15 protein-coding genes are annotated in these 17,824 nt (G+C 58.9%); 5 read left to right on the forward strand and 10 right to left on the reverse strand.

Going from position 1 to position 17,824, the window contains the following annotated elements; all coding sequences use genetic code 11:
* Positions 1–34: 34 nt before the first annotated feature.
* From purU to AB9L16_RS23850, 7 genes are all read right to left on the reverse strand, one after another.
* Entirely contained in the window at positions 35–892 is an 858-nt protein-coding gene (gene purU / locus AB9L16_RS23820; RefSeq protein ID WP_039757644.1) for a formyltetrahydrofolate deformylase, read from the reverse strand.
* Between the two features lie 232 nt (positions 893–1,124).
* Positions 1,125–1,757 (reverse strand): sarcosine oxidase subunit gamma, encoded by a 633-nt coding sequence (locus tag AB9L16_RS23825; protein ID WP_016772832.1) that lies wholly within the window; start codon positions 1,755–1,757, stop codon positions 1,125–1,127.
* A gap of 142 nt (positions 1,758–1,899) precedes the next feature.
* The gene (locus tag AB9L16_RS23830) at positions 1,900–4,917 is read right to left on the reverse strand and encodes a sarcosine oxidase subunit alpha (RefSeq protein WP_041476748.1); all 3,018 of its coding nucleotides are present in this window, start codon (positions 4,915–4,917) and stop codon (positions 1,900–1,902) included.
* Positions 4,914–5,243, reverse strand: a complete 330-nt coding sequence (locus tag AB9L16_RS23835) for a sarcosine oxidase subunit delta (protein WP_041476749.1) — start codon at positions 5,241–5,243, stop codon at positions 4,914–4,916. Before AB9L16_RS23835 ends, AB9L16_RS23830 begins: the two co-directional genes overlap by 4 nt.
* Positions 5,244–5,257: 14 nt before the next feature.
* Positions 5,258–6,508 (reverse strand): sarcosine oxidase subunit beta, encoded by a 1,251-nt coding sequence (locus tag AB9L16_RS23840; RefSeq protein ID WP_016772829.1) that lies wholly within the window; start codon positions 6,506–6,508, stop codon positions 5,258–5,260.
* A gap of 21 nt (positions 6,509–6,529) precedes the next feature.
* A complete protein-coding gene (glyA, locus tag AB9L16_RS23845; RefSeq protein WP_024014589.1) occupies positions 6,530–7,783 on the reverse strand; it encodes a serine hydroxymethyltransferase in 1,254 nt (417 codons plus the stop codon).
* A gap of 273 nt (positions 7,784–8,056) precedes the next feature.
* Complete coding sequence (locus AB9L16_RS23850; RefSeq protein ID WP_375122792.1) at positions 8,057–8,767, reverse strand: TraX family protein; 711 nt, start codon at positions 8,765–8,767, stop codon at positions 8,057–8,059.
* Positions 8,768–8,893: 126 nt separating this feature from the next.
* Between AB9L16_RS23850 and AB9L16_RS23855 the strand changes: the two genes are divergently transcribed.
* The 3 genes from AB9L16_RS23855 (at position 8,894) to AB9L16_RS23865 (ending at position 12,042) form a co-directional block, all read left to right on the forward strand.
* Positions 8,894–9,934 carry a low specificity L-threonine aldolase gene (locus AB9L16_RS23855; RefSeq protein WP_016772826.1) on the forward strand — a complete coding sequence of 347 codons (1,041 nt, stop codon included), beginning with the start codon at positions 8,894–8,896 and terminating at the stop codon, positions 9,932–9,934.
* Between the two features lie 159 nt (positions 9,935–10,093).
* Entirely contained in the window at positions 10,094–10,579 is a 486-nt protein-coding gene (locus AB9L16_RS23860) for an Hcp family type VI secretion system effector (RefSeq protein WP_095181378.1), read from the forward strand.
* 104 nt (positions 10,580–10,683) lie between these two features.
* On the forward strand, positions 10,684–12,042 hold the full coding sequence (locus AB9L16_RS23865; protein WP_305381657.1) for a hypothetical protein: 1,359 nt from the start codon (positions 10,684–10,686) through the stop codon (positions 12,040–12,042).
* A gap of 305 nt (positions 12,043–12,347) precedes the next feature.
* Here the strand turns inward: AB9L16_RS23865 and AB9L16_RS23870 are convergent, their stop codons facing one another.
* On the reverse strand, positions 12,348–12,515 hold the full coding sequence (locus tag AB9L16_RS23870) for a hypothetical protein (protein ID WP_163018906.1): 168 nt from the start codon (positions 12,513–12,515) through the stop codon (positions 12,348–12,350).
* A 147-nt stretch (positions 12,516–12,662) separates the two neighbouring features.
* Between AB9L16_RS23870 and AB9L16_RS23875 the strand changes: the two genes are divergently transcribed.
* Positions 12,663–13,427 (forward strand): hypothetical protein, encoded by a 765-nt coding sequence (locus AB9L16_RS23875; protein WP_375122793.1) that lies wholly within the window; start codon positions 12,663–12,665, stop codon positions 13,425–13,427.
* Positions 13,428–13,485: 58 nt separating this feature from the next.
* On the opposite strand, the gene gbcB is transcribed toward AB9L16_RS23875, so the two are convergent.
* Entirely contained in the window at positions 13,486–14,586 is a 1,101-nt protein-coding gene (gbcB, locus tag AB9L16_RS23880) for a glycine-betaine demethylase subunit GbcB (RefSeq protein ID WP_016772824.1), read from the reverse strand.
* Positions 14,587–14,882: 296 nt separating this feature from the next.
* On the opposite strand from gbcB, the gene gbcA reads away from it, so the two are divergent.
* Positions 14,883–16,178 carry a glycine-betaine demethylase subunit GbcA gene (gene gbcA / locus AB9L16_RS23885; RefSeq protein WP_016772823.1) on the forward strand — a complete coding sequence of 432 codons (1,296 nt, stop codon included), beginning with the start codon at positions 14,883–14,885 and terminating at the stop codon, positions 16,176–16,178.
* 872 nt (positions 16,179–17,050) lie between these two features.
* Here gbcA and AB9L16_RS23890 read toward each other — a convergent pair.
* Positions 17,051–17,821, reverse strand: coding sequence for an electron transfer flavoprotein subunit beta (locus AB9L16_RS23890; protein WP_150636854.1), 771 nt, complete (start codon positions 17,819–17,821; stop codon positions 17,051–17,053).
* Between the last annotated feature and the right edge of the window lie 3 nt (positions 17,822–17,824).

Raw genomic sequence — 17,824 nt, forward strand, 5'->3', positions numbered from 1 at the left:
ACCCTGTGGGAGCGAGCCTGCTCGCGAAAGCGATCTAGAGAACGACGGTTCTGTTGGCGTTCAAAAAAACTCGTCTTTCGATGTGATACCCAACCGCCCGCGCCAAGGTCAGGCCTTCGATATCCCGCCCTTTGGCAATCAGATCCTCGGGGTAATGACTGTGATCCACCGCCTCGACGCCCTGGGCGATGATCGGCCCCTCGTCGAGGTCGTTGTTGATGTAATGCGCCGTCGCGCCCACCAGTTTCACGCCCTTGTTGTAAGCCTGGTGATAAGGCTTGGCGCCCTTGAAGCCCGGCAACAGCGAGTGATGAATGTTGATCGCCTTGCCGTCGAGCTTGCGGCACAGCTCCGGCGATAGCACCTGCATGTAGCGGGCGAGGATCACCAGTTCGGCGCCGGCTTCTTCGATCACCTGCCAGACCTGACGCTCCTGCGCCGGCTTGTCATTGGGGTCGAGAGGGAAATGGTAGTAGGGAATCTGGTGCCAGTCGGCCAACGGCTTGAGATCCGGATGGTTGGACACCACCGCCGCGACGTCCATCGACAACTGGCCGATGCGCTGGCGATAGAGCAAGTCGTTGAGGCAGTGATCGGCCTTGGAGACCATGATCACCACTTTCGGCCGGTAGTTCGGTGCGGTCAGTTCGAAGAGCATGCCGAACGCCTGCCCGCGCTCGGCCAGCCCGGCGCGGAAGGATTGTTCGTCGAAGCCGTCGGGCTGACGGAATTCCACGCGAATGAAGAAACGCCCGGAGAGGCGGTCATCGAACGAATGGTGCTCGGTGACATAACAGCCCTGCTCGAACAGAAAACGCGTGACCGCGTCCACCGTGCCGAGGACGCTGGGACAGTCGGCGGTCAGAATCCATGTGTCTGGGGCGCGGCTCATGGTGCGGTGACTCCTGTTACAACAACGGTGAGCAAAGTGAACTCTGAACCAGGCTGACCTGCGCTGCACGGCTTTTGTGGTGAGGGGATTTATCACCGTTCGGCTGCGAAGCAGTCGCAAAACCTGTGAATTCGATCTACCTGATGAACCGAGGTGATTGGTTTTGGGGCGGCTTCGCCACCCAACGGGGATAAATCCCCTCACCACAAATGCAGGCACTGGCCATTCAGTGTCAGGCCTGAACGCTGAGGCCGTACTCGGCCGAAGCATCCTGCAACCACAACCACCAGTAATCCGAGAAGCTGCGACGGATCAGCAGTTCCCAGGTGTCTTCGGCGGTATGACGAATCATCAGCTGCGATTTGGCGAACACCGTGCCCACCGCTTTGCCGACCGGAAAGTTGTTCGGGTGCACGTCATAGCTGGTGGATTTCATCAGCACCTGACGCACGTTCGGGCCGCTTAATTCGAGAATCTGCTGGCCGCCGCTGACGTTGACGATGGCAATGTGCAGATCGCCCAGCGCTTCGCGCAGTTTCTGCTCGGCGGCGAACTCTTCACCGCTTGGCACGATCAGCAGCCATTCGTCCGGACCCATCCATTGCAGGCTGGTTTCGCCTTTGACGATTACGCTCAGCGCACCGGGCAATTCAATGCCAAGCGCCTTGTGCACACCGGCAGCGAATGCGGCATCGTGGCCATCGCCACGAATAGTCAGGTGGCCGAGGAGTTTCTTTTCCCGCACGATCACGCCGGCGTTCTTGCGGCCCTTGCCGACCAGGCTGGCGAGGTCGGCATGGTGCAGCGACGACTCGGCACGGGCGCCGGTGGTCGGGCGTTGCTGGTAAACATTGGCTGTGGTCATAAAGCACCTTCTGAATTCTGTTGGTTCCTGTGGTTGCTGTGCCGCCGCCTTCGCGAGCAGGCTCGCTCCCACAGGGGAACGCGATCGAATGTGGGAGCGAGCCTGCTCGCGAATAGCCGCCCGCCCACCGCTCCCGAGGTTGTCAGATGTTCTGGCGATCACCCTTCGGATCGAAGAACACCGAAGAAACAATCTCCGCCTCGATCACGCTGCCATCGGCCAGCGGTGCGAACACCCGCTCGCCCATGCGCTTGAGACCGCCCTTGACCACACCCATGGCAAACGAATAACCGAGGGAGTTGTGCGCGTAGCTGGAGGTCACGTGGCCGACCATGGTCATCGGGATCGCCTGTTTGGTGTTGAACACCAGCTGCGCACCTTCCGGCAGCCATTTGGTCGGATCGATCGGCTTGAGGCCCACCAGTTGCTTGCGCTGGTCTTTCACGCAATCTTCGCGGTTCATGCCGCGCTGGCCGATCCACGAGAACGGTTTGGTGCGACCGACACACCAGCCCATGTTCAGGTCGTCCGGGGTCATCGAGCCGTCGGTGTCCTGGCCGACGATGATGAAGCCCTTCTCGGCCCGCAGCACGTGCATGGTTTCGGTGCCGTACGGCGTCAGGTTGTACTGCTTGCCGGCCTCGACGATTTTCTCCAGCACGCCCATCGCATAATCGGCCTGCACGTTGACTTCGTACGACAGCTCACCAGTGAACGAGATACGGAACACCCGCGCCGGCACGTCGCCGACCAGACCTTCTTTCCAGGTCATGAACGGGAACGCTTCGTTGCTCAGATCGATGTCGGTCACGGCGCTGAGCAGCTTGCGGCTGTTCGGCCCGGACAGGGTCATGGTCGCCCAGTGATCGGTAACGGAGGTGAAGTACACCTTCATATCCGGCCATTCGGTCTGGTGGTACAGCTCCAGCCATTGCAGCACGCGAGCCGCGCCGCCGGTGGTGGTGGTCATGACGAAATGGTTGTCGGCCAGGCAAGCCGTCACACCGTCGTCGAAGACCATGCCGTCTTCCTTGCACATCAAACCATAGCGAGCCTTGCCCACGTCGAGCTTGGTCCAGGCGTTGGTGTACACGCGGTTGAGAAACTCGCGGGCATCCGGGCCTTGAATGTCGATCTTGCCGAGGGTCGAAGCATCGAGCAGGCCAACGCTGTCGCGCACGGCTTTGCATTCGCGCTTGACCGCCGCGTGCAGGTCTTCACCGTTTTTCGGGAAGTACCAGGGACGCTTCCACTGACCGACGTCTTCAAACTCGGCGCCGTTCTTCACATGCCAGGCATGCAGCGCGGTGTAGCGCACCGGTTCGAAGATGTGCCCGCAGTGTCGACCGGCCACGGCGCCGAAGGTCACCGGCGTGTAGTTCGGACGGAACATGGTGGTGCCCATCTGCGGGATGGTCACGTTCAGCGAACGGGCGGCAATGGCCAGACCGTTGACGTTGCCGAGCTTGCCCTGATCGGTGCCGAAGCCCAGCGCGGTGTAGCGTTTGACGTGCTCGACCGACTCGAAACCTTCACGGGTCGCCAATTCGATACCACCGGCGGTGACATCGTTCTGGAAGTCGACGAATTGCTTCGGTGCACGCGCCGAGTTCTTCTCGTGCGGCACCTGGAACAGCGCCAGGGTCGGCTCTTCGAGACGGCTCAGGGCTTTCGGCAACACGCCTTCGACGGTCTGGAAACCGGCTTCGGCAGCAGCGCGCACGCCACCTTCAAAACCGTCGGCCAGCGAATCGCCGAGCGCGTAGACGCCATTGATGCCACCGACGCACACGCGCTTCTGCGGTGCTTCGCCCGGTACGAAACCGAGAATGTCTTCGCGCCAGACCGGTTTGCCACCGAGGTGCGAAGCCAGGTGAACCACGGGGCTGTAACCGCCGGAGCTGGCCACCAGGTCGCAGTCGAGCCATTCGCCCGGACTGGTCACGGCGTGGGCCTTTACGTCAATCGCGGCGACGCGGGCAGCGGTCACACGCTTGCTGCCACGCACTTCGATGACGGCGCTGCCGGTGAGGATGCGAATGCCTTTGGCGCGCGCTTCTTCGACCAATGCACCGCGCGGATTGCTGCGGGCATCAGCGATGGCGACCACTTGCAGACTGGCATCGAGCCAATCCAGAGCGACGCGATAGGCGTGATCGTTGTTGGTCGACAGCACCAGTTTTTTGCCCGGCGCTACGCCATAACGACGCACGTAGGTCGACACCGCGCCGGCTAGCATGTTGCCCGGCACGTCGTTGTTGCCGTACACCAGCGGACGCTCGTGGGCACCGGTCGCCAACACCACGCGCTTGGCGCGGACACGGTGGATGCGCTGCCGCACCTGTCCGATCGGCGCGCGGTCACCGAGGTGATCGGTGAGGCGTTCGTGAATGGTCAGGAAGTTGTGGTCGTGGTAACCGTTGACCGTGGCGCGCGGCAACAACAGCACGTCCGGGGTGTTCTTCAATTCAGCGATGACACTGGCGACCCATTCCATCGCCGGTTTGCCGTCGAGGCTTTCGCGGGAATCAAGCAGGCTGCCACCGAACTCTTCCTGCTCATCGGCCAGAATCACGCGGGCACCACTGCGCGCAGCGGCCAGGGCAGCGGCGAGACCGGCCGGGCCAGCGCCGACGATCAGCACGTCGCAGTGCTGGTTCATGTAGTCGTAGGTGTCCGGATCGTTCTCGGTCGGCGAACGGCCGAGGCCGGCAGCCTTGCGGATGTACTTCTCGTAAGTCATCCAGAACGATTGCGGGTACATGAAGGTTTTGTAGTAGAAACCCGGCGGCATCAGCTTGCCGCCGACCTTGCCGAGAATCCCCATCATGTCGTTGTTGACGCTCGGCCAGCCATTGGTGCTGGTGGCGACCAGGCCCTGATACAACGCCTGTTGCGTGGCGCGCACGTTGGGAATCTGCGTGGCTTCGGTGGCACCGATCTGCAGCACCGCGTTCGGCTCTTCGGAACCGGCAGCGAAGATGCCGCGAGGGCGCGAATACTTGAAGCTGCGGCCGATGATGTCGACGCCGTTGGCGATCAGTGCGGCGGCCAGCGAGTCGCCTTCGTAGCCTTTGTAGGTCTGGCCGTTGAAGGTGAAGCTCAGCACTTTGTTGCGGTCGATCCGTCCACCGTTGGACAGGCGATTGGTCTGGCTCATACCTTCTCTCCCAGCGCCGTCGTGGCTGTTTTCGCAGCGCCAGCCTTGTCGGTGAATTGCGGCTTCTCGCCGATCTTGTAGCTCTCGAGAATCTCGTAGGTCACGGTATCGCGAGTGACGTTGAAGTACTGGCGGCAACCGGCAACGTGGTCCCACAACTCGTGGTGCAGACCGCGCGGGTTATCGCGGAAGAACATGTAGTCGCCCCACTCTTCATCGGTGCAGGCGTTCGGATCCAGCGGACGCGGGATGTGCGCCTGACCGGATGCGTGGAATTCCTCTTCAGAGCGCAGTTCGCCGCAGTGAGGACAGAAGATATGCAACATAGGGATTTCTCCTGTTAGTGGGCAACCGCAGCAGCGCCGTGTTCATCGATCAACGCACCGTTGTGGAAACGGTCGATGGAGAAAGGTGCAGCCAATGGGTGCATTTCACCCTTGGCCAGACTCGCGGCAAACACGTTGCCCGAGCCAGGTGTGGCTTTGAAACCGCCGGTGCCCCAACCGCAGTTGAAGAACATGTTTGGTACCGGAGTCTTGGAAATGATCGGGCAAGCGTCCGGGGTGGTGTCGACGATGCCGCCCCACTGGCGGTTCATGCGTACGCGGGACAACACCGGGAACATCTCGACGATGGCCTGAATGGTGTGTTCGATCACCGGGTACGAACCACGCTGGCCGTAGCCGTTGTAACCGTCGATACCGGCGCCGATCACCAGGTCGCCCTTGTCGGACTGGCTGATGTAACCGTGTACGGCGTTGGACATGATCACGCTGTCGATAATCGGCTTGATCGGCTCGGACACCAGCGCTTGCAGCGGGTGGGATTCGATCGGCAGGCGGAAACCGGCAAGCTTGGCCATGTGCCCGGAGTTACCGGCCGTCACCACGCCGACGCGCTTGGCGCCGATAAAACCCTTGTTGGTTTCGACGCCGATGCACACGCCGTTTTCCTTGCGGAAACCGATCACTTCGGTCTGCTGGATCAGGTCCACGCCCAAGGCATCGGCGGCACGGGCAAAGCCCCAGGCCACGGCATCGTGACGGGCGACGCCGCCGCGACGCTGCACGGTCGCGCCCATGATCGGGTAGCGGGTGTTTTTCGAGCAGTCCAGGTACGGAATCTCGTCCGCAACCTGCTTGGCGTCGAGCAATTCGCCGTCGACGCCGTTGAGGCGGTTGGCGCTGACCCGACGCTCGGAATCACGGATGTCCTGCAGGGTGTGGCACAGGTTGTAGACGCCACGCTGGGAGAACATCACGTTGTAGTTGAGATCCTGCGACAGGCCTTCCCACAATTTCATCGCGTGTTCGTAGAGGTGCGCCGACTCGTCCCACAGGTAGTTGGAGCGCACGATGGTGGTGTTGCGCGCGGTGTTACCGCCGCCCAGCCAGCCCTTCTCGACCACGGCGACATTGGTGATGCCGTGCTCCTTGGCCAGATAGTAGGCCGTCGCCAGGCCGTGCCCGCCGCCGCCGACGATGACCACGTCGTAGACTTTTTTCGGGGTGGGCGTGCGCCACATGCGCTGCCAGTTTTCGTGGTGGCTGAGCGAGTGTTTGAACAGGCCGAAGCCGGAATAGCGTTGCATAGTCATTACTCCAAAACCGACTCAGCGATAAACCGGGAAGTCTGCGCACAGGGCCGAGACCTGCTGGGCGACATTGGCCTCGACATCGGCGTCGCCGAGGTTGTCGAGGATGTCGCAGATCCAGCCGGCGAGGGTTTCGCACTGGCTGACCTTGAAGCCGCGCGTGGTCACCGCCGGGGTGCCGATGCGCAGGCCCGAGGTCACGAACGGCGACTGCGGGTCGTTCGGCACGGCGTTCTTGTTCACCGTGATGTGGGCACGGCCCAGCGCGGCATCGGCGTCCTTGCCGGTCAGGCCCTGACGGATCAGGCTGACCAGGAACAAGTGGTTGTCGGTACCGCCGGACACAACATCGTAGCCACGCTTGATGAACACGCTGGCCATCGCCTGGGCGTTGTCGATCACTTGTTGCTGATAAGCCTTGAAGCCAGGTTCCAGCGCTTCCTTGAAGCACACCGCTTTACCGGCGATGACGTGCATCAGCGGACCGCCCTGGGCGCCGGGGAAAACGGCGGCGTTGAGCTTCTTCTCGATCTCTTCGTTGGACTTGGCCAGGATCAGCCCGCCACGCGGACCGCGCAGGGTCTTGTGCGTGGTGGTGGTGACCACATCGGCGTACGGCAGCGGGTTCGGGTACAGGCCGGCAGCAACCAGACCGGCGACGTGGGCCATGTCGACGAACAGCAGCGCACCGACCTTGTCGGCGATCTGACGGAAGCGCGGGAAGTCCAGAGTCTTTGAGTAAGCGGAGAAACCGGCAACGATCATTTTCGGTTTGCACTCGACCGCCAGACGCTCGACTTCGTCGTAGTCGATCAGCCCGGTGTCGGTGTTGATGCCGTACTGCACAGCGTTGTAGAGCTTGCCCGAGGACGACACTTTCGCGCCGTGGGTCAGGTGACCGCCGTGGGCCAGGCTCATGCCGAGGATGGTGTCACCCGGCTGGATCAGCGCCAGGTACACGGCGCTGTTGGCCGAGGAGCCGGAGTGCGGCTGGACGTTGGCATAGTCGGCACCGAACAGTTGCTTGGCGCGTTCGATGGCCAGCGCTTCGACTTTATCCACATGCTCGCAGCCGCCGTAGTAGCGCTTGCCCGGATAGCCTTCGGCGTATTTGTTGGTCAGGCCGCTGCCTTGCGCCTGCATGACGCGCTTGCTGGTGTAGTTCTCCGACGCGATCAGCTCGATGTGATCTTCCTGACGTTGCTCCTCGGCATTCATCGCCGCCAGCAGTGCATCGTCGTAACCCTGGATCTGGTCTTGCTTGCTGAACATCGCGTCTCTCCCAGCGGCATCTGTGCGCCATTCGTCTCGGTAAGGCACTGGCAATGATGGCAGTGCCCTTTGATGCGATGGTATGACCGGCACAGACAGCTCAAATGCCTGCGGACGCCACGCAAAGGTGCGTTTACGACATGGCTGGAAATGACCTCTTCGAAACGCCGCAGATCCCCTGTGGGAGCGAGCCTGCTCGCGAAGAGGCCGGCACATCCGACATAGAAGTTGGCTGGCAGACCGCTTTCGCGAGCAGGCTCGCTCCCACAGGGGTCAGGCGATGATTTGGCGGATGGCAAGCAGCAGGAAGAAATGCGCGGGATACAGCGCATAGGCCCAGCGCCGCATCGGTGGTGGCTGCAGATGTCGCCCATGTCGCAACAAGAACATTCCCAGCATCGGCGCAAACAGACACGTCGCCAGACCAAGAATCGCCACGCTGTTGCCGAACCGCGCCGATTCGAGCAGCACCTGCCATTGGTTCGCCGCCAGACACACCAGCCCCGGCAACAGGCTGAAATACCAGGGTCGGCGGAACACCAGCAGCATCGCCAACGGCAACAATACGCCGAAGAAACCGAACATCAGTCGTTCTGAAAAAACCGCCGCAACCACCAGCGCGGCCAGTGCGAGCAATCGCGCCACCGAGGCTGAATCCTGCCAGCCGCGCGCCACCAGCAGGCCCAGCGCCAGCGTCGGCATCACGTTGAACGTGTCAGGGTCGGGGATATAAAAGCGATAAGGGATTTCGCTGATGGCGCTGAACAACAACAGCCAGCCCAGATAGCGCCATTCCATCTTGCGCGAACCGTCTCGTGCCAGATTCGCCGCCATCGCCAGGCAAAACCATGGAAACGCCAATCGCCCGGGCACATACAAACAATCGGCGGAGAAGCCGACATATCGCAGGTGATCAAGCAACATGCTCAGCAACGCCAGCCACTTGAGCAGATCCAGGGCGCCGTCGCGTTGGCTCAGGTGCATAATCGGCCCATAAACTGGTAATTTTCCCCACCCGACATCGCATGTGCTCCCCGGAAGATCTTCGGTAAAGTGCGCATCCTCATTGACCACGAGCCTTCACAAGAGTCTCGATTACGGAAGCCGGCCATGACCGACAAGAGCCAACAATTCGCCAGCGACAACTATTCCGGGATCTGCCCGGAAGCCTGGGCTGCCATGGAACAGGCCAACCACGGCCACCAGCGCGCTTATGGCGACGATGAATGGACCGCCCGCGCGGCCGATCATTTCCGCAAACTTTTCGAAACCGACTGCGAAGTGTTCTTCGCCTTCAACGGCACCGCCGCCAACTCGCTGGCCCTGTCGTCGCTGTGCCAGAGTTACCACAGCGTGATCTGCTCGGAAACCGCCCACGTCGAAACCGACGAATGCGGCGCTCCGGAATTCTTCTCCAACGGCTCGAAGCTGCTGATCGCCGGCACTGAAAACGGCAAGATCACCCCGCAATCGATCCGTGAAGTCGCGCTCAAGCGTCAGGACATCCATTACCCGAAACCGCGCGTGGTGACCCTGACTCAAGCCACCGAAGTCGGCAGTGTCTACACCCCGGAAGAAGTCCGCGCCATCAGCGCCACCTGCAAAGAACTGGGCCTGCACCTGCACATGGACGGCGCGCGGTTCTCCAACGCCTGCGCATTCCTCGGCTGCTCGCCCGCCGATCTGACCTGGAAAGCCGGCGTTGATGTGCTGTGCTTCGGCGGCACGAAAAACGGCATGGCGGTGGGTGAAGCGATCCTGTTCTTCAACCACAAACTGGCCGAAGACTTCGACTACCGCTGCAAGCAGGCCGGGCAACTGGCGTCGAAGATGCGCTTTCTGTCGGCACCGTGGGTCGGCATTCTGGAAAATGACGCCTGGCTCAAATACGCCCGCCACGCCAACCACTGCGCGCAACTGCTGGCAGAACTGGTCAGCGACATCCCCGGCGTCGAACTGATGTTCCCGGTGCAGGCCAATGGAGTGTTCCTGCAACTCTCGGAACCGGCCATCGCTGCGTTGACTGCAAAGAACTGGCGTTTCTATACCTTCATCGGCAAGGGCGGCGCACGTTTCATGTGCTCCTGGGACACCGAAGAAGAACGCGTGCGCGAACTGGCGCGCGATATTCGCGAGGTCATGTCGGCCTGATTCCCCTCCCTAGTTGCATTCCCATGCTCAGCACGGGAATGCAACCCAGCGGCTGCGCGTCGCAGACCTGCATTTTCAGAATAGGACTACACCAAGGCCTACAGAAAGCACGAAAATCCCGCCATAGACTGCCCGCTCCCGATTCAAGGAGCGCACGCGATGGCAATTCCCGGCTACATGACGATCATGGGCAAGACCCAAGGGCTGATTTCGGCAGGCTGCTCAACGCCTGATTCGGTCGGCAACAGATATCAGGCGGCACACACCGATCAAATCATGGTGCTGTCGTACAGCCACAACCTCGCCAACCTCGACAACTCTCACCGAGCCACCCACGCGCCGGTCATTGTCACCAAAGTCGTCGACAAATCTTCACCGCTGCTGGCCCAGGCACTGGCCAACCGTGAAGAGATCGACTGCAAGATCAACTTCTACCGAACCTCCCCTCAGGGTCAGCAGGAAAAATACTTTTCTGTCTCGATCGACGGTGCGGTGCTAACCGAACTGAACCTGGATATGCCCCACGTCATTCTGCACAACGACGCGGAACCTCAGGAGCAGGTCGCCATTCGTTATCGTGGCATCAGCTGGGTGCATCACCTCGCCGGGACCAGCGGCCATGCCTCGTGGGGCGAAGAAGGTTGAGCGATCGGCGCCATGGTCTCAGCGACGTTCGACACGTTGCCGGCAAGCTGCTCGCACAGGCACAGACAGTCGGCTCACGTCATCTGGCATTCGGCAGTGCGCGCGTGCAGTTCAATCAGGAGGTCGCGCGCTTCGCCAAGGGCATTGTCGATGATGTCGCCAGCGGCCGCCTTTCAGCGGACATGGGCCTTGACGCCTTTGCACAGGAACAGCGTCATCTTCTGAACCAATCCAGAGTTCTGGTACGCGGCACCAAAGGTGCCGTTCCTGAAGCGGTGAAAAAACGCCCGTTATCGATGCTCAGGCAGCCTGCCTCGCGCTCCGATCCAGACAGGTTGCTGCGCGCGATTCATCAGCAGAACCTCAGGGTGGCGCGCGTTAATAACAGCAGCACCGCGCGCAGCCCTCACCCCATCAACGACTTGAAGTTCTTCCCCAGCGAGCACTGGCCGCAAGATCGTCCGGCCCCATCGGAGCCGGGTTTTTACATCGTGCCGAAAAGCATTGTCGCCGAGAAGCTTGAGGCACAACTGCTCCCCTCCGCCAACCCGAATGTCATCGCCAGATTCAGAAGTTTGAATCCGACCCCGGACATGATTAAAGCCGGTTCGATGATCGTGCTGAGCGACCCTGACAATCAGCAATGCACATACGAGGAAGCATTGCTGATGCAGACCGCGCGTTTCGTCAGTGCGACGCTGGAACCGCTGACCGTGGAAGAAGCGGATTTCATGGCGCAGCACTATGGCGTGATCCAGACCGCACTCGCCTATGAATCAAAAGTGATCGGGGTCGTCACGGCCATGGCGGCCAATCATCTGGATGGCATAAAAAATGTCCTCGCGGATCTTGAGAAGCTGCATGTTCATACGCTGGACGCAAAAGGCAGCCTGAACTCGAAGCCGTTCAAAAAACAACGTGCGCAGTTGCTGGAAAAACTGGACGTCCATCTCAACCGGTTCACGCGGCAAAGCATTGGTCTCCCGGATCACCCGAGCCTCAAGACCGCTCTCGGCATCGATCATCCTCACCTTGTGCACCGCTGGAGAAAGGCTGGCGGCATCGGCCAGAACCCAGGTTATGCCACACATATTCGGGCTATCAGCCAAGCGTCACAGTACGTCAAATATGGCGGCTGGATCGGCACAGCAGTAGGCGGTGGCGCCTCGGCCTTGAAGATGCAGGATGTGTGCCTGCATGGGAATACCGAGGCGTGTGAAAAGGTGAAATTCACGGAAACCGGAAGCTTTATGGGTGGCATGGTTGGAGGAGCAATCAGCAGTCGCCTCTTGACTGCGCCACTAGCAGCGAAAATTTGTCTGGGAATAGGCGTTCCGACAGGAGGAGTTGGCACCTTGGTCTGCGGTGCAGTAGCGGTGGGCGTCGGATCTCTTGCAGCGGTAATAATAGGTGAAACATTGGGCGAAGATGCTGCTGAGATAATTTACCAAGATTCTCGATAAGTCGCCTGACCAAACATTTCCAAATATAAAACCAGCGAACACTCCAAGCAGAACCAAATAGCGTCTTTCTTTATGAAACCACGAACAAAAATATGCAAAACATGCAGTGCCAAAAATAAAAAGACGCTTTTCAAATGTCATGTTTGTGGCAGCAGGTTTGAAAAACGCCTGCCGCAGCCAAAAAAATGGTTTGCCCTTACACCGAGAAGGCGTGGACTTCTAATATGCGACCTGGCGACCCTATGCTTGTTTATCGTTGCTGCTCGCGCAATTTACAAACAGAGCATTCAGTTACCTTACAGAATTCAGAGAAAAACCCAGTGGTACGAATTCAACGGATTGGAAATAGCAGCCCCCTTGTCAGCAATGTTTATGCTTGCGGTTTTGATGACGACTTTTTCAATCATCATTGGAGACCAAGGCAAACATTTCAATTCAAAGCCATTTGATCGGATCTTAATTTTCAGCTTCATCTCAACTCCACTGCTTTATTTCAGCGCATCGTTTTTTGGACATCCCGTCCGGTAGATCTGGCACGCAGGACTCGGAAATTACGCCGGCGGGACTTTGGGCGAGAAAGGCGGCGAATGGATCGCACAGAAAGTATACGAGGCTGTTAAATGACTCTTGGTACTTCAGAGAAAATATTCTTGTTGATTGGTATCATAGACTTCGTCGGCATATTTACTTTGATAGGAGTGATGTTGTATGTCGCGAAAACAAAGACCGAAACCATATTGAACCATCTAACAAACAGTTCTATTTCGAGCAGACTGATAATGCTTTGGCACGGAGGTCCTTGGGGCAAAATCTACATGATGGGAGAAGTGTTCGACATCATGCGAAACCCTGAATTTTACATTCACACAGGAAAACTTTGCGCGAAAGACTTCGAAAACTTCCCCAAAAAACTGAAAAAGAACCTGATTATTTTATACAAACTGGTTTTCATTTTTTTTGCAATTATGATGTGCCTGGGAATAAGCTCATCCGTAGATCAAATTAACAATATCGTAAAAGATCCAATTGTGATCATGACACTGGTGAGTTTCACAGGTCTTTTAGTGGTAAATGGAATTTTACTTTATACCGCCAAGAGAAGACTGGAAACGATCCTAAATAGCCTGAAACGCAGTTCAATCACATCGTCTTTGCTCATGTTATGGCAAGCGGGCCTGGGGGGACGTATTTATATGTTGGGTGAAATTTTCGGCATCCTCAAAAAACCCGCACGGTACATTTCCCAAGGCAAAGTCAGCGCAAGAGACGTTAAGAACTTCCCGCCAAAACTCAAACGCGACCTGCTCAAACTGAATAAATACCAGCAAATATTTGGCTTTGCCTTTGTGGGCTTCGGCCTGCTCGCTTTGTTCGGGCTGATTTGAAATTGCACTTTCCCGGTCGATCTCCTCATTTAGGAGATCGACCCAAGTTCATGCCTATTTAAAACTCAATCCGCACATCCCCCTTCGGCACGCTGCAGCACGACAAGATAAACCCTTCAGCCTCGTCATCCTCGGTAATCCCGCCGTTGTGCTCCATCTCCACTTCGCCGCCCAGTTTCATCACCTTGCATGTCCCGCAAATGCCCATGCCGCAGGCTTTCGGGATCATCAGGCCGAGTTTGGCGGCGGCTGCGTGGACGGTTTCGCCCGGGCCGACGCGAATGCTTTTGCCGGAGGCGGTGAATTCGACCTGGTGCAAATCCGCGGCGTCGATTTCCGGCGCATCGGCGGCTTGTTCGGCCTGTTCCACCGCGTCGGCGCGCGCCTCGGGTGGCGTGGCGCCGAAGGATTCTTCGTGGTAGCGCGACATGTCGTAGCCGGCCGCTTCCAGCAGGCGTTTGACCGCGGTCATGTACGGCGTCGGGCCGCAGCAGAACACTTCGCGTTCGAGGAAGTCCGGGACCATCAGTTCGAGCATCTTGTGATTCAGATAACCGCGATAACCGGCCCATGGCTCACCGAGGCCGTGCTTTTCACAGATCAGGTGCAGGCTGAAGTTATCGATCCGCGAAGCCATGTGCTCGAGTTCGCGGTGGTAAATGATGTCTTTCGGCGACCGTGCGCTGTGCACGAAGGTCATGTCGACGTTGGCGTTGGTGTCGTAGAACCAGCGCGCCATCGACATGCACGGGGTGATGCCGACGCCGCCGCTCAGGTAGAGGACTTTCGGGCTCGGGAAGTCGATGGCGTTGAACAGCCCGACCGGGCCATGCACCGCCAGCTCCTGACCTTCATGCAAAGTGTCGTGCAACCAGTTGGAGACCTTGCCGCCCGGCACGCGTTTGATCGTCACCGAAAAGCTGTACGGCACCGACGGCGAGCTGGAGATGGTGTAGGAGCGCATGATCGGCTGGCCTTCGATTTCCAGCTCCAGGGTGACGAACTGCCCCGGCTTGAAGAAGAACAGGATCGGCTGGTCGGCCATAAAGCAGAAGGTGCGCACATCCCAGGTTTCCTGGATGACTTTGACGCAACGGACAATGTGTCGGCCATTGGCCCAGGTCTGGGTGGTGACCGGATTCAGGAAGCTGTTGGACATGCTGTTCTCCACGGCCGACTGTCGGCCTCTTGTCGGCGATTCTGCGTATAGCGCAGACCGTGCGTTTACCTATCCGCGACATTGACATACTTATCGCGACCAGCCCTTGAACACCGGGGCTTGCGCGTCGGGAACAGATTGCGCCATGTCGCGCATGGATAAGGTTCCCCCCAGCGCCGGCCCCACACTCGCCCCAACACAAGACGACTTCTTTACACCTTGCGTAGCAACCGTTTTGCAGCACACCTGATCAGCCACTTTCGCCGGCCACGCAGAGGGCCATGAGGATTACATCGATGGACGTCACCGCAAAAATAAGCCTGGGCGATCCGCTGGAACCCGCACGCAAGGCCACCGCACAAATGCTGCAGGAGCGCGAGCGCACCTTTTCCCTGCCGCAACCGTTCTACAGCGACGAGCGCCTGTTCGATATCGATATGCAGGAGATCTTCCAAAAGGAATGGTTGATCGCCGGCATGACCTGCGAGATCCCGGCCAAGGGCAACTACCTGACCCTGCAGGTCGGCAAGAACCCGATCATCGTCATTCGTGGCGCCGAGGGCGTTGTGCACGCGTTCCACAACGTCTGCCGCCACCGTGGCTCGCGCCTGTGCACCAGTGAAAAAGGCAAAGTCGCCAAACTGGTCTGCCATTACCACCAGTGGACTTACGAACTGGACGGTCGCCTGCTGTTCGCCGGCACCGAGATGGGCGCCGACTTCGACATGAAGCAGTACGGCCTGAAACCGGTGAACGTGAAAACCGCTGGCGGATACATCTTCATCAGCCTGGCAGAGAACCCCCCGGCCATCGATGACTTCCTGTCGACGCTCAACCATTACATGGAACCGTACGACATGGAGAACACCAAGGTGGCGATCACCACCACCTTGATGGAAAAGGCCAACTGGAAACTGGTGCTGGAAAACAACCGCGAGTGCTACCACTGCAACGCATCGCACCCGGAACTGTTGAAAACCCTGCTGGAATGGGACGACGTCACCGACCCGCGCGCCGATCAGGCGTTCAAGGATCACGTCGCCGCCTCCGCCGCTGCCTGGGAAGCGGAAAAGATCCCTTACGCTCACGCCAGTTTCGGCTTGCGCAACCGTATCGTGCGTATGCCGCTGCTCAAGGGCACCGTGTCGATGACCCTCGACGGCAAACAGGGCTGCGCGAAACTGATGGGCCGCATCAAGAACCCGGACCTGGGCTCGATGCGCATCCTGCACCTGCCGCACTCGTGGAACCACTGCATGGGCGATCACATCATCGTCTTCACCGTGTGGCCGATCAGCGCCCAGGAAACCATGGTCACCACCAAGTGGCTGGTGCACAAGGACGCGGTGGAAGGTGTCGATTACGACGTCGAGCGCATGCGCCAGGTGTGGGATGCGACCAACGATCAGGACCGGCGCCTGGCTGAGGAAAACCAGCGCGGGATCAACTCCACCGCTTACCAGCCGGGGCCTTACTCCAAAACCTATGAATTCGGCGTGGTCAACTTCGTCGACTGGTACAGCGAGCGGATGTTGAACAACCTCGGGGCTGAGCCAGCGCCTTACCTCAAAGGCGTACCGGTTCAGGGCTGATCAAGAGCAAAAGATCGCAGCCTGCGGCAGCTCCTACAGGTGGAATGCATTCCCCTGTGGGAGCGAGCCTGCTCGCGAAGACGCCCTGACCCACGCTACATCTTCCAGCTGATCAATTTTCGATCAACCACCCCCGCCCCCATACTCACCAAGCCCTCCAGCCTTCCGCAAACAAGTTATCCACATACCCGCCCACAGCAAATGGGGGTAACTGTGGATGAGTCAAAAAATATCCCGCTGATTTGCAAAGAAAAATCGTGACTTATGCTGAATCGCGGTTTCTCAAAACAATTGATCGTTTTTTGATCACACTCGTGCACAGCACGTATTCAGAGGCCTGTAGCGGGTAGCGAACATGTTATCCACAGAAGCGCCAACAGAGATCGGGGACAACTTTCAATCTCCTGTGGAAAAACACCTGTGACTGGGGAAAACCCCTTCGCGTTAACAGCTCTCGGCGCCCGGGGATCACATTTGATCAATAATTGATCAAACCCATGTAAGGCCTGCTCCATATGGCGTACAGCTGATAGCGAACATCTTATCCACAGAAGCGCCAACAGAGATTGGGGGCAACTTCTCGATTTATACCGACCGAAAAGCCCGAGAAATCCGTGAGTTACGCTGATCGTTTTTTGATCTTATGGCTGAAAGGCTTGAATGGCGTGGGGTGCGAGCAAGGGCGAACACGTTATCCACAGCTTCGCCAACAGGGATTGTGGGTAAACAGTAAAGATTGACTGTGAATGAATACCAATGTGGGAGCGAGCCTGCTCGCGAAAGCGGACTATCAGCTGATACATGTATCGACTGACCCATAGCTTTCGCGAGCAGGCTCGCTCCCACAGGGGGTATTGCCTGAAAGAGGGTGACTAGCGGACAACGCCCTCTTCAATAAGCAACTTCAGGATCGCCTCCGCCCCGGCCTGCGCGGTGACGCCTTTGAGCACCTGCCCACCGCCACCACTGGCCTTAGCTGTCGCTGCTTTCATCCGGTCGGCGCCGCTCTTGGCCTTGATCACCTTCAAGCGCTTGGGTCGTGGCTTGGCCGGTTGCAGCGTGGCGACGGCCAACAATTGGTCCTCAACAACTTCAACGTCATCGGCGGCCAATTCGCCCCGTCGTGCCGGGCCATACGCACTCTGCCGAGGCTTCGGCGCGGCGTTATCCACAGTCGCCAGAAACGGCAGTTTCACCTTCAAGCGGCGTCGCTGCCCGCGCGGTAACGCTTGCAGAACCAGCGCCGAACCGTCAGCGATCGATTCGACCTGCGCCAGGCCCACCACCAGCGGCCAGCCCAGGCCTTCGGCCAGGAGGAACGGCAACATGCCCGAACCCTCCCCGGTTTCCGCCTGGCTACCGGTCAGCACCACTTGCGCCCCGGCATCGCGCAGGTACGCGGTCAGCGCCGGCAAGGCATCGGCGCCAACGGGTTGTTCCAGCACATGCAGTTGTTCCAGGCCCATGCCCAGATAGGCACGCAGGGCCGGTTCGGCAACATCACCGGCATGCAGCACTTGCAGGTTATCCCCAGCCAATTGCAGGCCCAGTTCCACCGCGCGCGCATCCTGATCGGCGCGCCGTGGCCGACCTGAGGTCGGGTGAGCGCCGATTGAAACCAGACTGATAACGTTCGTGTTCATAGG

It is taken from the genome of Pseudomonas sp. LW8, assembly GCF_041956865.1.
Taxonomy (GTDB): Bacteria; Pseudomonadota; Gammaproteobacteria; order Pseudomonadales; family Pseudomonadaceae; genus Aquipseudomonas; species Aquipseudomonas siliginis.

Coding starts and splice junctions, on each gene's coding strand:
- purU (WP_039757644.1), bottom strand. CDS start 892: ATGAGCCGCGCCCCAGACACATGGATTCTGACCGCCGACTGTCCCAGC.
- AB9L16_RS23825 (WP_016772832.1), bottom strand. CDS start 1,757: ATGACCACAGCCAATGTTTACCAGCAACGCCCGACCACCGGCGCCCGT.
- AB9L16_RS23830 (WP_041476748.1), bottom strand. CDS start 4,917: ATGAGCCAGACCAATCGCCTGTCCAACGGTGGACGGATCGACCGCAAC.
- AB9L16_RS23835 (WP_041476749.1), bottom strand. CDS start 5,243: ATGTTGCATATCTTCTGTCCTCACTGCGGCGAACTGCGCTCTGAAGAG.
- AB9L16_RS23840 (WP_016772829.1), bottom strand. CDS start 6,508: ATGCAACGCTATTCCGGCTTCGGCCTGTTCAAACACTCGCTCAGCCAC.
- glyA (WP_024014589.1), bottom strand. CDS start 7,783: ATGTTCAGCAAGCAAGACCAGATCCAGGGTTACGACGATGCACTGCTG.
- AB9L16_RS23850 (WP_375122792.1), bottom strand. CDS start 8,767: ATGCACCTGAGCCAACGCGACGGCGCCCTGGATCTGCTCAAGTGGCTG.
- AB9L16_RS23855 (WP_016772826.1), top strand. CDS start 8,894: ATGACCGACAAGAGCCAACAATTCGCCAGCGACAACTATTCCGGGATC.
- AB9L16_RS23860 (WP_095181378.1), top strand. CDS start 10,094: ATGGCAATTCCCGGCTACATGACGATCATGGGCAAGACCCAAGGGCTG.
- AB9L16_RS23870 (WP_163018906.1), bottom strand. CDS start 12,515: ATGAAGCTGAAAATTAAGATCCGATCAAATGGCTTTGAATTGAAATGT.
- AB9L16_RS23875 (WP_375122793.1), top strand. CDS start 12,663: ATGACTCTTGGTACTTCAGAGAAAATATTCTTGTTGATTGGTATCATA.
- gbcB (WP_016772824.1), bottom strand. CDS start 14,586: ATGTCCAACAGCTTCCTGAATCCGGTCACCACCCAGACCTGGGCCAAT.
- gbcA (WP_016772823.1), top strand. CDS start 14,883: ATGGACGTCACCGCAAAAATAAGCCTGGGCGATCCGCTGGAACCCGCA.
- AB9L16_RS23890 (WP_150636854.1), bottom strand. CDS start 17,821: ATGAACACGAACGTTATCAGTCTGGTTTCAATCGGCGCTCACCCGACC.